At 63.7% G+C, this 17,630-nt stretch carries 15 protein-coding genes; 10 read left to right on the top strand and 5 right to left on the bottom strand.

What is annotated here, in order from left to right:
• Genes BSP239C_RS14875 through BSP239C_RS14865 form a run of 3 tightly spaced genes read left to right on the top strand, consistent with a single transcriptional unit; the run spans nt 1 to nt 2,104 of the window.
• A complete protein-coding gene (locus BSP239C_RS14875; protein WP_101574142.1) occupies nt 1-702 on the top strand; it encodes a biotin transporter BioY in 702 nt (233 codons plus the stop codon).
• Nucleotides 699-1,469 (top strand): energy-coupling factor ABC transporter ATP-binding protein, encoded by a 771-nt coding sequence (locus tag BSP239C_RS14870; RefSeq protein ID WP_101574141.1) that lies wholly within the window; start codon nt 699-701, stop codon nt 1,467-1,469. The genes BSP239C_RS14875 and BSP239C_RS14870 overlap by 4 nt, the downstream gene beginning before the upstream one ends.
• Entirely contained in the window at nt 1,466-2,104 is a 639-nt protein-coding gene (locus BSP239C_RS14865; RefSeq protein ID WP_226830906.1) for an energy-coupling factor transporter transmembrane protein EcfT, read from the top strand. The genes BSP239C_RS14870 and BSP239C_RS14865 overlap by 4 nt, the downstream gene beginning before the upstream one ends.
• 14 nt (nt 2,105-2,118) lie before the next feature.
• Here the strand turns inward: BSP239C_RS14865 and BSP239C_RS14860 are convergent, their stop codons facing one another.
• Both BSP239C_RS14860 and BSP239C_RS14855 read right to left on the bottom strand, forming a co-directional pair.
• Nucleotides 2,119-3,033 (bottom strand): hypothetical protein, encoded by a 915-nt coding sequence (locus BSP239C_RS14860; RefSeq protein ID WP_101574140.1) that lies wholly within the window; start codon nt 3,031-3,033, stop codon nt 2,119-2,121.
• Nucleotides 3,033-3,230: a hypothetical protein gene (locus tag BSP239C_RS14855; RefSeq protein ID WP_145997465.1), complete on the bottom strand. Its 198-nt coding sequence runs from the start codon at nt 3,228-3,230 to the stop codon at nt 3,033-3,035. The genes BSP239C_RS14860 and BSP239C_RS14855 overlap by 1 nt, the downstream gene beginning before the upstream one ends.
• A gap of 244 nt (nt 3,231-3,474) precedes the next feature.
• Between BSP239C_RS14855 and BSP239C_RS14850 the strand changes: the two genes are divergently transcribed.
• Nucleotides 3,475-4,038, top strand: a complete 564-nt coding sequence (locus BSP239C_RS14850; RefSeq protein ID WP_101574138.1) for a cysteine hydrolase family protein — start codon at nt 3,475-3,477, stop codon at nt 4,036-4,038.
• A 16-nt stretch (nt 4,039-4,054) separates the two neighbouring features.
• On the opposite strand, the gene BSP239C_RS14845 is transcribed toward BSP239C_RS14850, so the two are convergent.
• Complete coding sequence (locus BSP239C_RS14845; RefSeq protein WP_257930234.1) at nt 4,055-5,209, bottom strand: glycosyltransferase family 1 protein; 1,155 nt, start codon at nt 5,207-5,209, stop codon at nt 4,055-4,057.
• Nucleotides 5,210-5,466: 257 nt separating this feature from the next.
• Between BSP239C_RS14845 and BSP239C_RS14840 the strand changes: the two genes are divergently transcribed.
• From BSP239C_RS14840 to BSP239C_RS14830, 3 genes are all read left to right on the top strand, one after another.
• Complete coding sequence (locus BSP239C_RS14840) at nt 5,467-6,078, top strand: LemA family protein (RefSeq protein WP_101574137.1); 612 nt, start codon at nt 5,467-5,469, stop codon at nt 6,076-6,078.
• Nucleotides 6,075-6,929: a tRNA pseudouridine(38-40) synthase TruA gene (gene truA, locus BSP239C_RS14835; RefSeq protein ID WP_101574136.1), complete on the top strand. Its 855-nt coding sequence runs from the start codon at nt 6,075-6,077 to the stop codon at nt 6,927-6,929. Before BSP239C_RS14840 ends, truA begins: the two co-directional genes overlap by 4 nt.
• A gap of 188 nt (nt 6,930-7,117) precedes the next feature.
• On the top strand, nt 7,118-9,691 hold the full coding sequence (locus tag BSP239C_RS14830; RefSeq protein WP_101574135.1) for a bifunctional UDP-sugar hydrolase/5'-nucleotidase: 2,574 nt from the start codon (nt 7,118-7,120) through the stop codon (nt 9,689-9,691).
• Between the two features lie 13 nt (nt 9,692-9,704).
• Here the strand turns inward: BSP239C_RS14830 and BSP239C_RS14825 are convergent, their stop codons facing one another.
• Nucleotides 9,705-11,912 (bottom strand): hypothetical protein, encoded by a 2,208-nt coding sequence (locus BSP239C_RS14825; RefSeq protein WP_101574134.1) that lies wholly within the window; start codon nt 11,910-11,912, stop codon nt 9,705-9,707.
• Complete coding sequence (locus tag BSP239C_RS14820) at nt 11,909-14,602, bottom strand: hypothetical protein (RefSeq protein ID WP_180959052.1); 2,694 nt, start codon at nt 14,600-14,602, stop codon at nt 11,909-11,911. The genes BSP239C_RS14825 and BSP239C_RS14820 overlap by 4 nt, the downstream gene beginning before the upstream one ends.
• A gap of 316 nt (nt 14,603-14,918) precedes the next feature.
• Here BSP239C_RS14820 and rplM point away from each other — a divergent pair, with 316 nt between their 5' ends.
• The 3 genes from rplM to glmM all read left to right on the top strand — a co-directional run bounded on the left by rplM (nt 14,919) and on the right by glmM (nt 17,527).
• A complete protein-coding gene (gene rplM / locus BSP239C_RS14815; protein WP_101574133.1) occupies nt 14,919-15,362 on the top strand; it encodes a 50S ribosomal protein L13 in 444 nt (147 codons plus the stop codon).
• Between the two features lie 35 nt (nt 15,363-15,397).
• Complete coding sequence (gene rpsI, locus BSP239C_RS14810; RefSeq protein WP_101574132.1) at nt 15,398-15,913, top strand: 30S ribosomal protein S9; 516 nt, start codon at nt 15,398-15,400, stop codon at nt 15,911-15,913.
• A 261-nt stretch (nt 15,914-16,174) separates the two neighbouring features.
• Nucleotides 16,175-17,527 (top strand): phosphoglucosamine mutase, encoded by a 1,353-nt coding sequence (gene glmM / locus BSP239C_RS14805; protein ID WP_101574131.1) that lies wholly within the window; start codon nt 16,175-16,177, stop codon nt 17,525-17,527.
• Nucleotides 17,528-17,630: the final 103 nt, after the last annotated feature.

The raw sequence follows: 17,630 nt of genomic DNA, 5'->3' as shown, positions 1-17,630 counted from the left end.
ATGTCACATGCGCACACCGACAGTCCCGCCTCGGCGAGGGGCCCGCGAACGAACTCGGCGGGCAGGGCCGGCGATATCGCACTGATCGCGGTCTTCGCCGCTCTGCTGGCGGCGTTCGCGATCATGCCGCCGATCCCGGTGGGACCCGCCGGTGTGCCGATCACCCTGCAGACCTTCGCCATCGCGCTCTGCGGTCTGGTGCTGGGCCCCTGGCGCGGCGGGGCCGCAGTTCTGCTCTACGTCGTCCTGGGGCTGCTGGGTCTGCCGATCTTCTCCGGCATGAGCGGCGGCATCGGCGTGCTCGCCGGACCCAGCGCCGGCTACATCACCTCGTTCACGCTCTACGCCTTAGCCACCGGCTTCGTCGCCCGCTGGGCCATTCGCCGCTTCCGCGGATCGAAGCTGTGGATCGCACTGTTCCTCGGCGCGCTGGGGTCGAGTCTGCTTCTCAATCACCCACTGGGAACCCTCGGGATGTCGATCAACGCCGACCTGCCCCTGGGCGTGGCAGCGGTCGCGGACCTCATGTACTGGCCAGGCGACATCATCAAAAACGTCCTCGCGGTCTCCGTTGCCCTCCTCATCCACCGGGCCTTTCCAGATGTCCTCCGTCGCCGAGGTGTCCCGACGCCGGTGCCCAACGCGCGGACTGCCGGCGCTGGCTCTGCAGGTTCTGGTTCCGAAGGTGCTGCGGCGCAGTGATCTTCGGACGAAAGGGCGGTCCTGCTTCAGCAGGGGAGGGGACACGGGAGATCTCGTTCTCCGAGGTCTCGGTCGGGGTCCTCGATGACACCCCAACGGGCGACGCCTACCGCCCGATCCTCACCGACGTCAACGTCACTGTGGACGAGCCGACAGTTGCCATCATCGGCGCCAACGGGTCTGGGAAGTCCACACTGCTGCAGCTGTTCAATGGGCTGGTCACCGCGAACTCGGGCCAGGTGTTCATCGACGGTCTCGACCCGGTCGTCGAAGCCAAACAAGTCCGTTCGCGTGTGGGTTTCGTCTTTACCGACCCGGCTGCGCAGTTGGTGATGCCGACCCCCCTGGAGGACATCGAACTCTCCCTGCGCAAGCGTGTGCCGAAGGCGGAACGTCGTGGAGCTGCCCTAGCCGTGCTCGAGGAACTGGGCATCGCTGAGCTGGCCGATCGCAGCGTCTATGAACTCTCCGGCGGTCAGCGGCAGCTAGTGGCACTGGCCGCTGTGCTGGCTGTCGACCCGCAGATCCTCGTCCTCGACGAGCCGACGACGCTGCTGGACCTGCGCAACAAGGAGAAGCTGCGCAAACTTCTCACAGACCTTGTCGCTCGTCGCGGTGTGCGCGTGATCTTCTCGACCCACGACTTGGAGTTCGCCGAGCTGGCCGACCGTGCTCTCGTCGTCGATTCCGGCCGTATCGTCCACGACTCGGCCCCCGCCGAGGCGACGCAAATGTACCGTGAGCTGATCATGAGCGACTGTTCATGAGTCGCCGCTCCCGTGCCGGTATCCGACCGCGACCGCAGCTGTTCGGCAAGGTGGCGCACACGCCCGGTTGGCTGCACAGAACAGCACCCGGGGTGAAGCTTGGTGTCATCGCCCTGATCGGAGTCGTGGCACTGATCTTTCGTGACCCGATCATCAACTGGTCGATGTTCGCCGTGCTCGTGGTTCTCGGCTTCAGCGCCAGATTGAAGCTGCACCATTTTCTCAAAACCTGGCTCTATGCAGGGGTCCTGATCCTCATTGTCGTGGTCATGCAGTATTTCTTCGGATCGCTGCAAGCCGGCCTCACCGTCGGCGGCACCGTGTTCGCCTGTGTGCAGGCCGCGCTGCTGCTGACCTTGACGACGACCGTGGCGCAGCTGCTCGACACCTTCACCGTCATCGTCTCGCCGCTGCGTTATCTTCGCGCCAGCCCGGATACGATCGCACTGACCGCAAGCCTCATGGTGCGCGCCATCTCCCACATCTCCGGACTTCTGGGGGAGGCCGACCGTGCCGCCCGAGCCCGCGGCCTCGACTCGAGCATCAAGGCCAGGGTCGTCCCTGCGATCCTTCGCTCGGTGAAGTACGCCCAGGACACAGGCCGAGCACTCGATGCCCGCGGGATCGTGGACTGAACAGGCCGAGAAGGCTATGTCTGCTGATCTGACACGGTCAGTTTTCGGCTGACGGTCTTTGGCGCACGGTGTTCTGTTCGACCGTAGAAGCAGACGGTGAGGATGAGAGCGACAAGCAATATCCAGGAACTGATTGAGCTTCTGTCGGGGAAGATGACCGTTTCTGTGATGAAGCTGATCCCTGGGACTGATGCCATGATGGCTGACGTCATGGTGGCTGATGTTCTCATCATCCCGGATTGGATCATGATGAGTGGCAGCGCGACGGCAGCGAGCCCGAGAGGGACGAACCACATCACCAGTGATCCGGCATGCGCTAGGGAAGGGTACTCCCGCCAGCTCGCAGCGGCGCAGACGAACGCCAATATATAGGTGGCGTGGTAGCGCACTGCCAAGATTGAATATGCTGAGACGCCTTGTGTGGAAAGGCTGCGCGAAATCGTCGCGAGAACTGCAAGCCCGATTCCTGCAATGACGCCGAGCAGCATTCCTAGGATCGTGCCGAGCCCGGGAGCCGACGCCCCCGTCATGTGCTGTGACCAGCCGAACCCGATTGAGAGGAGGAAGATCGTGATGGAGATCAACCAGAGGCGAAGAGGTGGCAGACGATTTTTGAAACTGGCGATGACAAGCGCCGCGAGCGGGGCTGCCGCTGCTTCGGCTCCCGCAGCCAACGAAGCTGGAATCCAGATCAGTGCAAGATAGAAAGCACCGAAAGTGATTGCGGTTGCCAGGTTCAACGCGACAGCGCCCGCCGCTCCGATCTTCGCATCGGAAGTCTTGTGCGTGGCCTTGAGGAGCATCCCGGTGATTGACGCTACGAGGAACGCACACCCGAGGAAGAGAAACATCGATCCTGGACTGACGGTGAGGCCGACGACAGCATTGGCCGCGCCCTGAAACGTGGCACCGATGATGATGAGCAACATCAGCGTGTCCTGGTTAATGTGTCGGAAACCTTGAAGATGGCACCCTCTAGCGGCAGTTTCGCATGCGACAGATACCCGGCCTTGCTGCGCAGGACTCGGCACTCTTCGGCGAACTGGGCGGCTCCAGACCTTTTGCCCCGACCCAGCACGGCGGGGACGACGGTGTCACCGAATTCTTGCGGATAGACCTTTGGCATGGTGGCCATCCTTCCAGGTTCCTGTATCGACTTGCCAGGTCAGCTATCTTCAACCGCTGAGCGAGTCCCGCAGGTCGAACGGGACGGGGACGAACGGGAAAGACCGAACCTCGTCTGAAGCCCAAAGCAGACCTCGGTGACGGGTGCTTCGAACGAAGAGTATCCTCGGCGGTAGAACGGCAACCGATTCATGTCTCAACGAGCAGATAACTCGGCTGTCGCGCAGTACTGCGAAGGAGACACGATGACTGCAACACACCGCCCCGTCCTACTCGCCATGGACTTCCAGAACGGTATAGCCGGTGATGAGGCTTTCACCCAGACCGGTGTCCTCGAGCGTGCCCGTGATGCGGTCGCTGCCGCGAGAGAGAAGGGGATTCCCGTCGTCTGGGTGCGCGTTGCTCTGCGGAATGGTCATCCTGAACTTCCAGAGACTGCATCGTTCAAGCAGATTGCTGCCCATGGTGATCTTGATGAGGCTCATGCTTCGACGAGCATCCACGACACGTTGGGTCGCCACGAGGGCGAGCCGATCGTGACGAAGCGTCGTATCAGCGCCTTCGCTGGCAGCGATCTCGCGGTGATGTTGCGCGGCTACGGAGCCGACACATTGATCCTTGCAGGTGTGGTCACCAGCGGAGTGGTCCTTTCGACCGTTCGTCAGGCGGCCGACCTCGACTACCGGCTGACGGTGCTCTCCGACGCCTGCGCCGATCGAGACGAAGAGGTCCACCGAGTGCTTACACAGAAAGTCTTCCCCAAGCAGGCCACCGTGCTCACCGTCGCCGAATGGTCCGCGCAGGCCTGAGAGGTGAGTGAGCCTCTCAGCTTGTCTGGACGGTGAAGCCGCGGCCCAGGACCTGCGGGTGCGGATTCTCGATCGCTCGCGAATAGTGGCCGATGAGCTGTGAGCACACGCTCTTCCAGCTGCGGCGCAGCACCTGCTGGCGGCCGTCGACACCGAACGCTCGACGCTTCGCCTCATCGCCGAGGAGGTCGATGACATGTCCGCGCATCGCCGTCAGGTCCTTCGGCGTGTAGAGCCACCCGGTGTGGGAGGAGTCGACGAGGTCGAGCGGGCCGCCTCGAGCGGGGGCGATGACGGGCACTGCTGAGGCCATGGCTTCCTGGATCGTCTGGCAGAAGGTCTCGAGCTCGCCGGGGGCAACCATGAGGTCGAAGCTGGCTACCGCCTGAGCCAGAGCATCGCCACCTAGGAAGCCGGCGAAATGCGCATTCGGCAGCGAGCGTTCGAGTCGAGCCCGCCAGGGTCCGTCACCGACGATGACGAGTTTCGCGCCGGGCACATCCTCCAATACGGCCAAGTCTTCCACCTGCTTCTCGGCCGCGAGCCGGCCGACGTAGCCGATGATCTTCTCACCGTTCGGTGCCACCGACCGACGCCAAGCCTCTGATCGGTGACTGGGGTCGAAGCGGGAGGAATCGACTCCACGTGCCCACAGATCCACCTCGGCGACTCCCAGTCCGGAGAGCTGATCGAGGGTGTAGCTCGATGGGGCCAGCGTCAGGGAGGCGTGCTGGTGGATGTTGCGCACATGCGACCACAGCATGGCCTCGATGCCGTGCATGCCGTAGCGGGCGGCGTAGGCGGGAACCTCGGTCTGATAGATCGCCACTGTCGGCAGGTCGAGGCTCTGAGCTGCCAGAACCCCGCGCCAGCCGAGAACGAAGGGGCTGGCGAGGTGGACGACATCGGGGGCGAAGGCCTCCAGCAGTCGTCTGATGCGGCTGACTCCGCCGGGAGCCACACGGACCCGACGATACTTCGGCAGGGCGATCGAAGGGACACGGATGATACGGGCTCCGGCGACCTCCTTCGGGCCGTCGCGGCGCGTGCCTGGTGCGATGATGAGGACTTCGTCGCCGCGGTCGGACAAATGGTCGAGGACGCGGAGGAGGGAGTGGGTGACCCCATTCATGTTGGGGAGGAAGGACTCTGCAATGATCGCTACTCTCACAGAACTCAGTTCACGCCCCCAGGGTGAAGGACGGGCGACATCGAGGCGACCCTCCGGCGACGAACTGCCGAAATCGCCGCACGGACCGTTGATGTCGCTGCGCACGGCGCCGCGCGGATAGCAGCCGTCCGAACTCCCAATGGACTGCCGGCGACGGCAGGCTCACGCCTTCATGAGGAACCGACGGCAGGTTCGCGGCGAGTCTGAACCCCGCGTAAACTTAAGTGTCGGGAACGGAAGTGAAAGGGGGAGCGGGAATGGTCTGGATCATTGTCGGAGCATGTGTGCTCGCCCTGGTCATCCTCGCCCTTGTTCTGACATTCCTGCGGTTCAACCAGCTGTCGATGGCTCGCTCACTCTGCGATGAGGCCAAACGGCAGCTGCTCGTCGAAATCCGCGGCCGGCACGCCCTCGTACCCGCCTACATCGGGACCCTGCAGCAGGTGACCACACGAGATCTCAGCTCTGTCGAACTCGCGCTCACCTCGGCCGAGCGTGCTCCGTTCGGGCCTCGCGGAGCTGCCGCGGAGAGAGCGCTGACTCGCGCCATCGACGACGCGGCACAGATTCCCAGCCAGCTCAGCGACAAGGCAATCTCTAACGAATCGACCCCGGTGATGCAGACGAGCCCCCGGGAAGAGCTCGACACCACCATCGGCCTCCTGCACGGGCAGCTGACCGTGCTGTCCGAGCGCATCCTGTCCGGGGCCCGCATCTACAACACGAACGTCGACCTCTACCACCGGCAGCGCGAGCATTTCGTGTCACGGCTGTTTAAGAATGTTTTCAAGGCTCGCGAACCGTTCATCGAGGCGCAGCCTGAGGAGCAGTCTGGAGTTCAGGACCAGCGAGGACCGGCCGGATCATGACGCGGTTTCGCATTGACCTCGGCTACCGCGGCACCGAATTCTATGGCTGGGCAAAGCAGCCTGGCCTGCGTACCGTACAGGCCACACTCGAAGCAGGGCTGGCCAGAATCACCGGCGACGAGGTGGCCACCATCGTCGCCGGTCGCACCGACTCGGGCGTCCACGCCAGACGCCAGACCATCCACATCGACCTGCCCGCACCCGGCATCGAGAAGCTCATCGGCAACTCCTCCCGACCCGCCGAGGCGGCACTCCTCTCGCGGCTGCGCGGCGTCCTCACCGCCGACGACACCGATGACATCATCATCCATTCCGCATCCGAAGTCCCTGAGGCATTCGACGCCCGATTCTCCGCACTGTGGCGGACCTACCAGTACAGACTCGCCGACCGCCGGTCCTTCATCGACCCACTTCTGACTCCGGTGACCCTGAAGCACAAAGGCGAACTCGACGCCGAGGCGATGGCCGAAGCCGCACGCGAGGCTCAGGGCCTGCATGACTTCCTTCCCTTCTGCAAACCTCGGGCGGGTGCAACGACGATCCGCACCCTCTACGAGCTCGAGGTCACCCGGGACCAGGACGCCGTGATCATGATCGATCTGCGTGCCGATGCATTCTGCCACCACATGGTCCGTGCCCTGGTGGGCGGCTTGATCAAGGTGGGGTCCGGCACCTGGCCGGTGACTCGGCCTGCGGAACTTCTCTCCGAGGCGGATGTCGGGATCGATCCCTCGTACCCCATGTTCGTCACGCCCGCACATGGGCTCGTCCTCACCGGGGTGGGCTACCCCGAGGCTGAGCTCTATGCCTCCCGCGCGGCCGAGACGATGGCACGTCGCTCTCAGGAATAATCCGGTATGACAGGGAAACTCTCGTTTTTTTGAGAGAATCCCCCTATCCAGATGTGAGAATCCTGTGTACATTCACATGTAGGTAACTCATCGTTCGCTTTGGCCCTGCAGAATAAGTCTGCTTGATCCACTCAGGCACAAGCGCAGGTGCTGTGCAGTGGATGTCATGACTGAAGGAAACCACATACATGTCGAAATTTGTCACGAAGATGCTGGCAACAGGAGCTGCGGTGTCAATGTTGACGCTGCCGGGACTCGCCCCTGTTGCCGCCGCATCTCTCGGAGGTGATTCCCCCAAGGAAGCACCCGCCGAGGTCAGCATCCCCGAATCATCCCCGAACACCACATCCCCAAGCGATTCGTCCGCCGGCACTGACGCCGAAGACGAAGAAGACACAGGCACTTCCGCTCAGGCGGCAGCCGAGGGCACCAAGGTCCAGCTGCTCAACATCACCGACTTCCACGGACGCATCGCCGAGGCCGGCACACAGCTCGCCTCGGTCGTCGAAGAAGAGCGCGCAAAGTACGCAGCCCAGGAAGGCACTGCCGGGACCGGGTTCCTCTCCGCCGGTGACAACATCGGCGCCTCCACCTATGTCTCCTCCTCCCAGCAGGACACCCCGACAATCGACGTGCTCAACGCCATCGGCGCTCAGGCCTCGGCCGTCGGCAACCATGAGTTCGACCAGGGCGTCGACGAACTGACCGGCAGAGTCTCCTCCGAAGCAGACTTCCCCTACCTTGCCGCCAACGTCTACGACAAGAAACCCGGCAACCTCGTCGACGGGCTTCAGAGCTACACGACGGTCGACGTGGGTGGGGTGAAGGTTGCCGTCATCGGCGTGGTCACCAAGGACACCAAATCACTGGTCTCACCCGATGGCATCGACGGTCTCGTTTTCGGTGACCCCACCGCGGCCGTCAACCGCGTCGCCGGTGAGATCGAGGCTCTGCCCGATGATGAACAGCCGGATATGACGGTCGTTGAGGCCCACCTCGGCGCCTCAGACACCGAGAGCCTGGAGGATGCGCAAGCCTCGAATGCCGAGTTCAAGAAGCTGGTCACCGAGGCGGATGCCTCCGTCGATGTGCTCTTCACCGGTCACACCCACCTGCCGTACTCGTTCGAGGCACCCGTACCCGGCGCACCCGAGCGGACACGACCCGTGATCGAGGCCGGCAGCTACGGCGAATACGTCGGCCAGGTTCAGCTCGAAGCCGATGCGAACGGAAACTGGACGACCGAGAACTCCGGTCTCATCAAGACGGAGGACAAGAGCTACGACTCGCCCGTCGTCGACGAGGTTGCAAAGATCATCGCCGACGCTGACGAGAAGGCGAAGGTCCCGGGCTCTGTCGTTGCCGGTGAGATCAGCGAGGACATCAATCGGGCGAAGAAGGACGGCAAAGAGGACCGCGGTGCGGAGAGCACCCTGGGCAACCTCGTCGCCGACGCACTCAAGGACGGAGTCGAGGGCACCCAGCTCGACGACGCCGACTTCGGCATCACGAACCCGGGGGGACTGCGCACAGACCTCAAATGCGAGGACATCTACAACGAAGAAGATAAGTGCGAAGTCACCGCCGCCGAGCTCAGCTCGGTCCTGCCCTTCGCCAACGACCATGGTGTCGTGACGATGAAGGGCTCCGATGTCATCGGCCTGTTCGAAGAGCAGTGGCAGCCAGACGATGCCTCGCGTCCGTTCCTCCACCTCGGCATCTCCGAGGAACTCGAAGTCGTCTACGACTCCGAGGCGGGAAAGGGCAAACACGTGAAGTCGGTCGAGGTCGACGGCAAGAAGCTTGACCCTGACAAGGAATACAGGGTCGCGACCTTGAGCTTCCTCGCCGCTGGGGGAGACAACTTCTTCTCCTTCGCCAAGGGTGACTTCGAACTCTCCGGGCTCACAGACTTCGAGACCTGGGTCGACTACTTCGAAGAGCGAACAGAGGCCGACGAGAAGGTTTCACCGGACAAGGACGAACGTCAGGCCGACCTGGCCATGGACGTCATCGACAACGGCCAGCTCAAGGTCGATCTCGCCGCCCCCGGCAAGAGTATCGAGCCCGGTGAGAGCAAGGACTTCGTTCTCAACACCACCGCGAAGACGGAGGTGCCAGGACCCGTGGAGGTGACCGTTGACCTGCCCGAGGGCTACACCGTCAGCGCCGCCGATTCCGGATCGACGGGAACCCAGGCGACCGCGAAGTCGGCGACCGCGAAGGGCCCCGAGGTGAAGGTGGACGCTGCGGCGAAGACCATGACCTTGGAATCGATCCCGGCCGGTGCCAGTGATGTCGCCATCAACGTCACCGCCCCCGCGGACGCCTCCGGTGAGGTCACCGTCGAGGTGGGTTTGCAGGCCGGAGACGGGCAGTGGTGGGATGACAACCCGCTGCCGGTCAGCCACAAGTTCGAAGCCACGGCGCAGGTCGGCGATGAGGCGAACGCGGCAGCCGGCGACAACGGCACCTCCGACGGTGCAGGATCAAACGCCGATGCCGATGGTCGAAATGACGGATCGGCGAACGCTTCCGGGTCGAATGCAAGCTCCAACGGAAACGGTGCGAACGCGGACGCCTCCGGGGCCACCTCGGCGAATGCGGACGGAAGCGGAGCCAACGCGAACGGCTCGAAGGACGGCGGGGACTTGCCGCGCACCGGCTTCGATGCCTTGAACCTGGTGGCGGCGGCACTCGCACTCATCGTCGCCGGCAGCATGGCAGTGACCATGGTGCGCCGGCGCAGAACCGCCGTGTGAGGGCAGACGGCGGTCAGACGGAGCTGATGAGTTTCGTCTGACCGCCGTTGTCTGCCGTCTGGTTCGGATCGAAGGTTTCGAGGTGGACGAGAACGGGAACGAGGAAGAGGATGCCCACGGCGGGGACGACGATTCCCGAGTCGTTGATGATGGTGCCGACCCCCAGCAGGATGGCGAGGCTGATCATGCCGGCCCGCAGCAGTGGGATCCGAGTGTAGGAGTCGGTCATGCCCTGCAGTGAGAAGCGCTGCGGATCGAGCGCCAGCCAGAACACGCCGATGATGATGAGCGGCAGGACGAGTGTCATCCATGACTGGGTCAGGATGTCGATGTTCATGCCGATCTTGCGGGCGAGCACGCTCAGGGCCTCACCGCTGATGATGGAATCGAAGAAACGGCCGAAGTGGGTGCGCTGATCGGCCGGGCGCAGCCAGTCGATGAACAGAACGGCCAGCATAACGAAGCCGGCGATCCCCACCGTCAGGCCCATGCGTTTGAGTGAGAATCTGATGCTCGCGGCCGCGAGGACGAGGTAGGCGACGCCGATGATCAGCGTCGGCACGGACCCGAATTTCGTGCCCAGCCCCGGGGCAGCCAGGATGACGCTCGACACGAGGACCGGCACGGTGACGATGAGGATGCGCACGATCGGCCGGGTTGTCAGCGATGCGAACCCGGCGACGGCCAGCAGGAGGGCGCAGCAGTAGAGCGCGAGTGCTGAGTTGCCGATGCCGTAGAACCTCGATGCGATGAGCAGCGGCTCGCCCAGCAGCGTCGACATCTGGAGCTGAGAACCGGTGATCACGTCGTAGGCCAGGACGAGAACTGTGACGACGCAGATGAAGAGCATCGGCCCGAGTTTGTGCCCGCGCCACGGTCCGAGCAGGGCGATGGCTCCGAGTATCAGCGACCAGCCGACCAGGGCTCCCAACATCGCAATATCCGGGTTGGTCGCTCGCTCCCACGGCACCGTGTTGACGAGGTAGGTCGACACCGGCATTGCGGCGAAGACGGTGCCCAGCCGGTAGGCACCGGAATGGACGAGATCGCGATGATTCTTACGCAGGAACCAGGCCAGGACCAGTAGGCCGATCATGAGCGCAGCGACGACGGGGAAGAACCAGGTGGACAGTTCGTTCTGGGTCTTCACCGCCACCTGACGGTCGAGAACGGCCTGGTAGCGAGACTCCCAGCTGCCTCCGGTGTCAGAGGTCATCGGAGCACCGGCCGCATTGGCCATGGGTTCACCGCCGCTGAGTTCGACAAGCGTCGGTGCGATGTCAGGAACCTGCACCAGACCCGGCTGACGTGTCGACGAGGAGGTCAGCAGTCCCGGGGCACCTCCGGGTTGAAGCATCATCGTCGCCTGCATCGAGGAGCCGTCGTTGGCACCGTCAGCGATGGAGGAGAAGATCACCGGCGATTTCCCAGATGACAGTCCCTGGGCGGCGTTGCCGTCGCTCCACCCTGTGGCGGCAAGGATCGTGCCGACCCGCTTGTCGAGGTTCTTAAGGGAGTATCCGTCCGCGGTCGTGTTTCCGAGGTCGATGAGTGAGAGCTCACCACCCTCCGAGGCTTGGGTGGCCTTGTCGGCGAGGTCATCGCCGGCCGGAGTCCACCCAGTGACATGCCCGTTGGGTGAAGCTGCGGCAATGGCGGCACCGGAGCCGAAGGCCTTGATCGTCGGAACCGACTCGGAGAGTCCGCCCAACAGGGCATCGTAGTTGTCCCCACGAGCCACCTGGCGATAGACGTCCCAGTCCGCGACCCAGCCATCGAGCGGTGAGGCAGACTGACGGCACTCCTCCCGCGGTTCGTCGGCGGCGCGACGGCCCGACCCGACACCCAGCCAGCCGTCGACGGGGCAGCTGCTGGAGTGCACGCTGCGTGGAGTGATGGTGCCGATCTGCGCGGACTTCATCATCTTCCACAGATTCGGGGTGGTGCGCGGGTCGAGGTCTTCGAAGCTGAAGCCGGACACTCCGATGAAGATCGGTGCGGTGCCCGATTCGGGTGTCTTAGGTGGGGCGTCCGTGGCAGTGTTCGCCGAGGTGGTGCTCTCAGTACTGCTGGCCGAGGCAGCGGTATTGGCGGTTGTGCTGGTGCTCTCGGTCGTGTTCGTGTTCGTGCTCGCTTGGGAAGCTGGCGGGAGGCCGAGGACGAGCAGGGCGATGACGAAGACGCCCAGCAGCACCCGCAACGGGAAGATACTGCCCCTCATGTCCGATCCCTCCCGGTCCCGGTCGAACCATCAGGGGAGTCGGCGGCAGGCGAGGCGGCTGCGGGCTTGGCAGCCATGAGGATGGTGTGGCGGCTGCGCGGACGTGGACTGCCCCCACCTGAACTGCGCCCACCTGAACTGCGCCCACCTGAACTGCGCCCACCTGAACTGCGCCCACTTGGAGTGTCGCGGCGTGGTCTGCCCTGATCTGGGTTTCCGTCCGTGACTGGTTCGTTCGCGTGCTCGGCGCTGAGGGCCAACAGGTAGGGCAGCAGCACCATGGCACCGGTGGAAGGCACAGCGATCCCGGAGTCCGTGAGAACCAGACCCACCGCCATGCCTGTGGCCGCGGCGAGGAACCCGAAGTGGATGTCCTGGTCCGCGAACACCTGCGGCAGGCGACCGCGCCATTTGTTCGTCAGTCGACCCGTGCGGCTGGTGGGCGCAATGCTGGGGAAGTGGAGCAGGTAGCGGAGGAAGAACAGGATGGCGATGACTGCAAGAGGAGTCACGATCGCCAGTCCCGGGTTGATCTGAATGATGTGGAGGTTGGCTCCAAGCTTGCGACCGACCACCTGCAGAGCTTCACCGGTCACGATCTGGTCGAAGAAGTTCCCGAAGTGTGATCGTGCCCCGGGCACGCGCAGCCAATCGAGGAATGCGATGCCCAGCAGCACTGCCAAGGAAGCGAGGCCGATGAGCACGAGGCGGAAGACGGACAGGCGGATGCGGCTGACCAGTGCCAACAGCACAAGCAGGCCCGCCAAGGTGGCGATCGTGCCACCGAACTTCGCACCCCATGCCGGGTTCCCGGACACGAAGACCGCAAACAGTCCAAGGACGAGGGGCAGGAGGAAGACCATCCGGCGATGCCCTTTAGCCCTCAGCCAGGAGATCGCAAGACCCAGGAAGATGAAGAGGCTGACGATGAAGATCGCCGCACCCTGATTGCCCAGCCCGTAGTAGCGGCCACCGACGATCGGGTTGTAGCCCAGCAGCGAGTTCCCCTGCAGATGCGAACCGGTGATGAGATCCGCGGAGAGGATGAGGAAACTCAGCAGCGAGAGTGCAGCCACACGACCGCGCCAGGTGCGACCCCACGGGGGGAGCAGAGAGGCTGTGAAGAGGAGAGCTGCTGAGACAGCGATCGACACGCTGAGTCCGAACCCGGGGTGCGGCAGTCTGGCCCACGGGAACAGGCTGGCCACGAACGCGCTCATCGGCACGGTCGCGACGGCCAGTGAGACCCAGGCGAGGAAACGGTGCACCTTCGGAGCCACCGTCGCACCGCCTCGGCGACCGAGGAGAGTGCGGCTCAGGAGGAGTCCGCACAGGAGGAACAGGACATAGAAGATGATGTCGAGGAGGAGGGAGAACGTCGACAGATGCTGATAGATCGACGTCGCCTTCTGCGCTTCGGACACGAGGTCGTCGATGCGCTTCTGCGGATCGTCCTCGCTGGGCGTGTTGTCGAATTTGATGCCGCTGGGAGAGGAGATGCCGAACTGGTCAAGGATTCCCGGAGCGATGTCCGTGATCTGCAGGAGCCCGGGTGTGCGAGTGCTGGGTGAAGACAGGCTGCCCGGTTCGTAGCCGGGACCGGAGGCAACGAAGGCGCGCAGCTGCGGCAGACCCGAACTGTCGCCGAGGCCGGCCACCATGATCGTCGGCTCCGCGCTTCCCGGCTTTGCGTTCTCCTTCACCTGCTGCAGTTTGTCGCCCAGACGTTTGTCGGCCTCGGCGACGCGTTCGTCACGGTCGAAGAAGACAGGGACGGTGTAGGAGAAGTTGGGGATCGGATCGTAGAGCCAGGCCGAAGAGCCGATCGAGCCCAAGTCAACGAGATCGAGCCGGCAGTCTGTGGCGGCGGCATCGTCCGTGTAGTTGGCCACAACGCCGTTCTCGTCGGCGACGGCGTAGGCCGCGCCCGGTCCCTCGGCGGCGACGCAGGGCTGAAGCTGCGAAGCATGTCCCGATGCGTCTGTCCCCTGAGGCGCAGTCGTCCCTTCAGAGCCAGCCTTCCCCTGTTCACGCACGAGTCGAGCGAGCATCCCGTAGTCCACCGAGTAGCCGGAATCGATGTTCGGCTCCTTGATGGACTCGAAGTCATCGATCCTTGCAGTGGTCGTGCCCTTCACCTGCTGTTTCGTGAGATCTTCATCACCCGATACGGCTGCTCCACCACTCGATTTCGTGGTGCTATCCGAATCTTCGGCTGTCTTGCCCACTGCCTCTTCGCCGGTGGACGGAGCGCTCAGAGACGGGCAGGTCGACTTGCTTCCTTCTTGTTCCGGGTCGGTCGGCGGACCCGCCTGGGCGCGAGCGCCGGCACCCATGGACAGCCAGCCCGAACCGGGGCAGGTGGCTGAGCCGATGGTGCGGACGTTGAGGTTGGCAGCAGCACCGTTGGAGAAGAGCTCGTAGAGGTTCGGTGTGCGCTTCGGATCGATATCATTGATGGTCAGGCCGGGTATGCCGTAGACGATGGTCTTGCCGTCGGGGGACCCTGCGGCATCCGAATCTGCATCCGTTGTTCCCGTGCCCGCAGTCGCTGAGGTGGTCGATGACACTGGTGTGCTCGCCGTCGTTGCGAAGTCCCCGCCTGCAGTCGGTGACTCATCCGCCGGGGTGGCCGGTGACTGTGCCGGACCGAGTACGAGCAGCAGGAGCCCGAGAACTGATCCCAGCACGAGGAGTCTGTATGCGGGAAGGCGCGTGGGCAGAAGGGATGTAGGCGGCACAGGTCAATAGTATCGGCTCAGCTTTCCACCCGCTCTGGCACTGGCCTGAGCGTTTGCTCCGCGAGAGCGGATGCATGTATATTTGATTGTCGTTGTGTGTGTCCGTCGTGCTCCCTTACATAGCCTCATGCGTTGCAGGCCCGTAGGTGAGGGGACGATTTCGATGGACAGACCCGATTCAAGACAACGAGTGCCTTGACTCATCAGACTCACGACCCGATGAGTCATCAGCACTACACCAAGAGATACGAAAAGAAGGCTACTTTTGCGTACGTTCACACCCAAGCCCGGCGATATTGAGCGCCAGTGGCACGTCATTGACGCCACTGACCAGGTGCTCGGTCGTCTTGCCTCACAGGTTGCACGCCTGTTGCGCGGCAAGCACAAGACCACCTTTGCTCCTCATATCGATACCGGTGACTTCGTCATCATCATCAATGCAGACAAGGTCGCATTGACCGGTGCGAAGCTCGATCAGAAGCGCGCTTACCACCACTCGGGTTACCCGGGCGGTCTGAAGAGCGTCAACTACGCCGAGCTTCTCGCCACCAATCCCGAGCGCGCAGTCGAAAAGGCTGTCGGCGGTATGGTTCCGAAGACTCGTCTCGGACGTGCCCAGATGCAGAAGCTGAAGGTGTACACGGGTGGAGAGCACCCACACGCCGCTCAGAATCCGCAGCCGTACGAACTCAGCCAGGTCGCGCAGTAAAGCGCGCCCCAGCTCTAGACATACCGAGGAGAACCGTGGCTGAAGAAACCACCACTGCGACAGAATCTGTCGAAGAACCAACCGCAACCGAATACACGTCGGAGACCCCCGATTCCGCAGGCCTGGGCGAACAGACCGCCGGCGGACGTGGACAGTCCCTGACCGCTCCCGGCAACGGAGTCGGCCGCCGCAAGCAGGCAATCGCTCGCGTCCGCCTGATCCCGGGATCCGGTGAATGGACCATCAACGGACGCACTCTCGAAGAGTACTTCCCGAACAAGCTGCACCAGCAGCTCGTGAACGAGCCTTTCCGTCTCCTGGACCTCGAAGGACGCTTCGACGTCGTCGTGCGCATCTCCGGTGGCGGACCTTCCGGCCAGGCCGGAGCCGTTCGCCTGGGCATCGCCCGTTCGCTCAACCAGATCGACGAAGAGTCGAACCGTGCTGAGCTGAAGAAGGCAGGCTACCTGCGCCGCGACGCACGCGTCCCCGAGCGCAAGAAGGCCGGTCTCAAGAAGGCACGTAAGGCACCTCAGTTCTCGAAGCGCTGATTCTGCTGTCAGGACTGCGCCTGGTCTGCCGCTGAAGTGCAGTCCTCAACAGTTCAGCTCGATGAACATCGCAATGCGGCCCCGAACCGGATTCGGGGCCGCATTTCGTGCATCCACATGCCACACCGCCATCGGCGGCGTCACCTCGCACCGATGCAGGCGACATATCTCGCACGGATTTCGGACGTTGCACGGTCCGGCACGACCGCCTCGGCGGCTCTATGGACTAAAATCGACGAGAAATTGAGGAAAGGACTTTCCATGACACGACTCTTCGGCACCGACGGTGTCCGTGGACTCGCCAACCGTGACATCTCCGCACGGCTGGCGCTCCAACTCTCCGTGGCAGGCTCGCGGGTACTCACCCGCGGATGGCCGGAAGGCAAACGTCCCTTCGCCGTCGTCGGCCGTGACACCCGTGTCTCCGGTGAGTTCCTCTCCGCCGCGATCTCCGCTGGAATCGCCTCCGCCGGAGTCGACGTGCTCGACGCGGGAATGCTGCCCACTCCGGGCATCGCCAGCGTCGTCGCCGATACCGGTGCCGCCTTCGGCGTCGTCATCTCCGCCTCCCACAATCCGATGCCCGACAACGGCATCAAGTTCTTCGCAGCGGGCGGAACGAAGCTCGATGACTCGGTCGAGGACTCGATCCTGGAGATCCTCGATGAGGACTGGGTCCGTCCCACCGGCGCCGAGGTGGGTCGCATTTCCCGTTATCCCGCCGCTGCCGACGAATACACAGAGAAGCTCGTACGCTCCCTCGACGCTGAGGGCACACGTCCCCTGTCCGGCCTCAAGGTCGTCGTCGACTGCGCCCACGGAGCCGCCTCCATCGTCGGCCCCGCCGCACTGCGTCAGGCCGGTGCCGAGGTCATCGTCTCCGCCGCCGAGCCCGATGGCTTCAACATCAACGACGGCGTCGGCTCCACACATCTGGAGCCGCTGCAGCGCCTCGTCGTGGAAACCCAGTCCGACCTGGGCGTGGCCTTCGACGGCGACGCCGACCGCTGCCTGGCAGTGGACTCTTTGGGCCGTGTCATCAACGGTGACCAGCTCATGGGCATCCTGGCGATCGGCCTCAAGGAACTCGGCGAACTGACCGGGAACACGCTCGTGACGACCGTGATGTCGAACATCGGGCTCAAGCACGCGATGGACAAGTACTCCATCGAGACCGTCCAGACCGCTGTCGGTGACCGCTACGTCCTCGAACGCATGCTCGCAGACGGCTACGTCCTCGGCGGGGAGCAGTCCGGGCACGTGCTCATGCTCGACCACGGTACGACCGGCGACGGTGTGCAGACGGCCCTGCACCTGATGAAGCGCATGGCCGATTCGAAGCGGACTCTGGCTGATCTGGCTGCCGAGATTCCACAGCTGCCGCAGGCCCTTGTCAACGTCAAGGGCGTCGACAAGCACGGGGTCGATCACCCGAAGGTCTCCTCGGCGGTTCAGGCCGTCGAAACCGAGCTCGAGGGCTCGGGCCGCGTCCTGCTGCGGGCCTCTGGCACCGAGCCGCTGATCCGCGTCATGGTCGAAGCCGAGACCGAAGACATCGCCCAGGCCCAGGCCGAACGCCTGGCCGCCAATGTTCAGGAGCACCTGGGGCTGTAGCCACGCAGGAGCTGCGCTCAGCGGCCTCAGCGGCTGCAGTTGCGCTCAGCCGTGCGGCCTCAGCGTCACGTTGTCTGCTCGACCCACAGTTAGCCAGAATATG

The organism is Brevibacterium sp. 239c, from assembly GCF_900169365.1.
GTDB lineage: Bacteria > Actinomycetota > Actinomycetes > Actinomycetales > Brevibacteriaceae > Brevibacterium.
The sequence above is the reverse complement of the archived record's forward strand: the minus strand, read 5'-3'. Positions and strand labels throughout refer to the sequence as shown.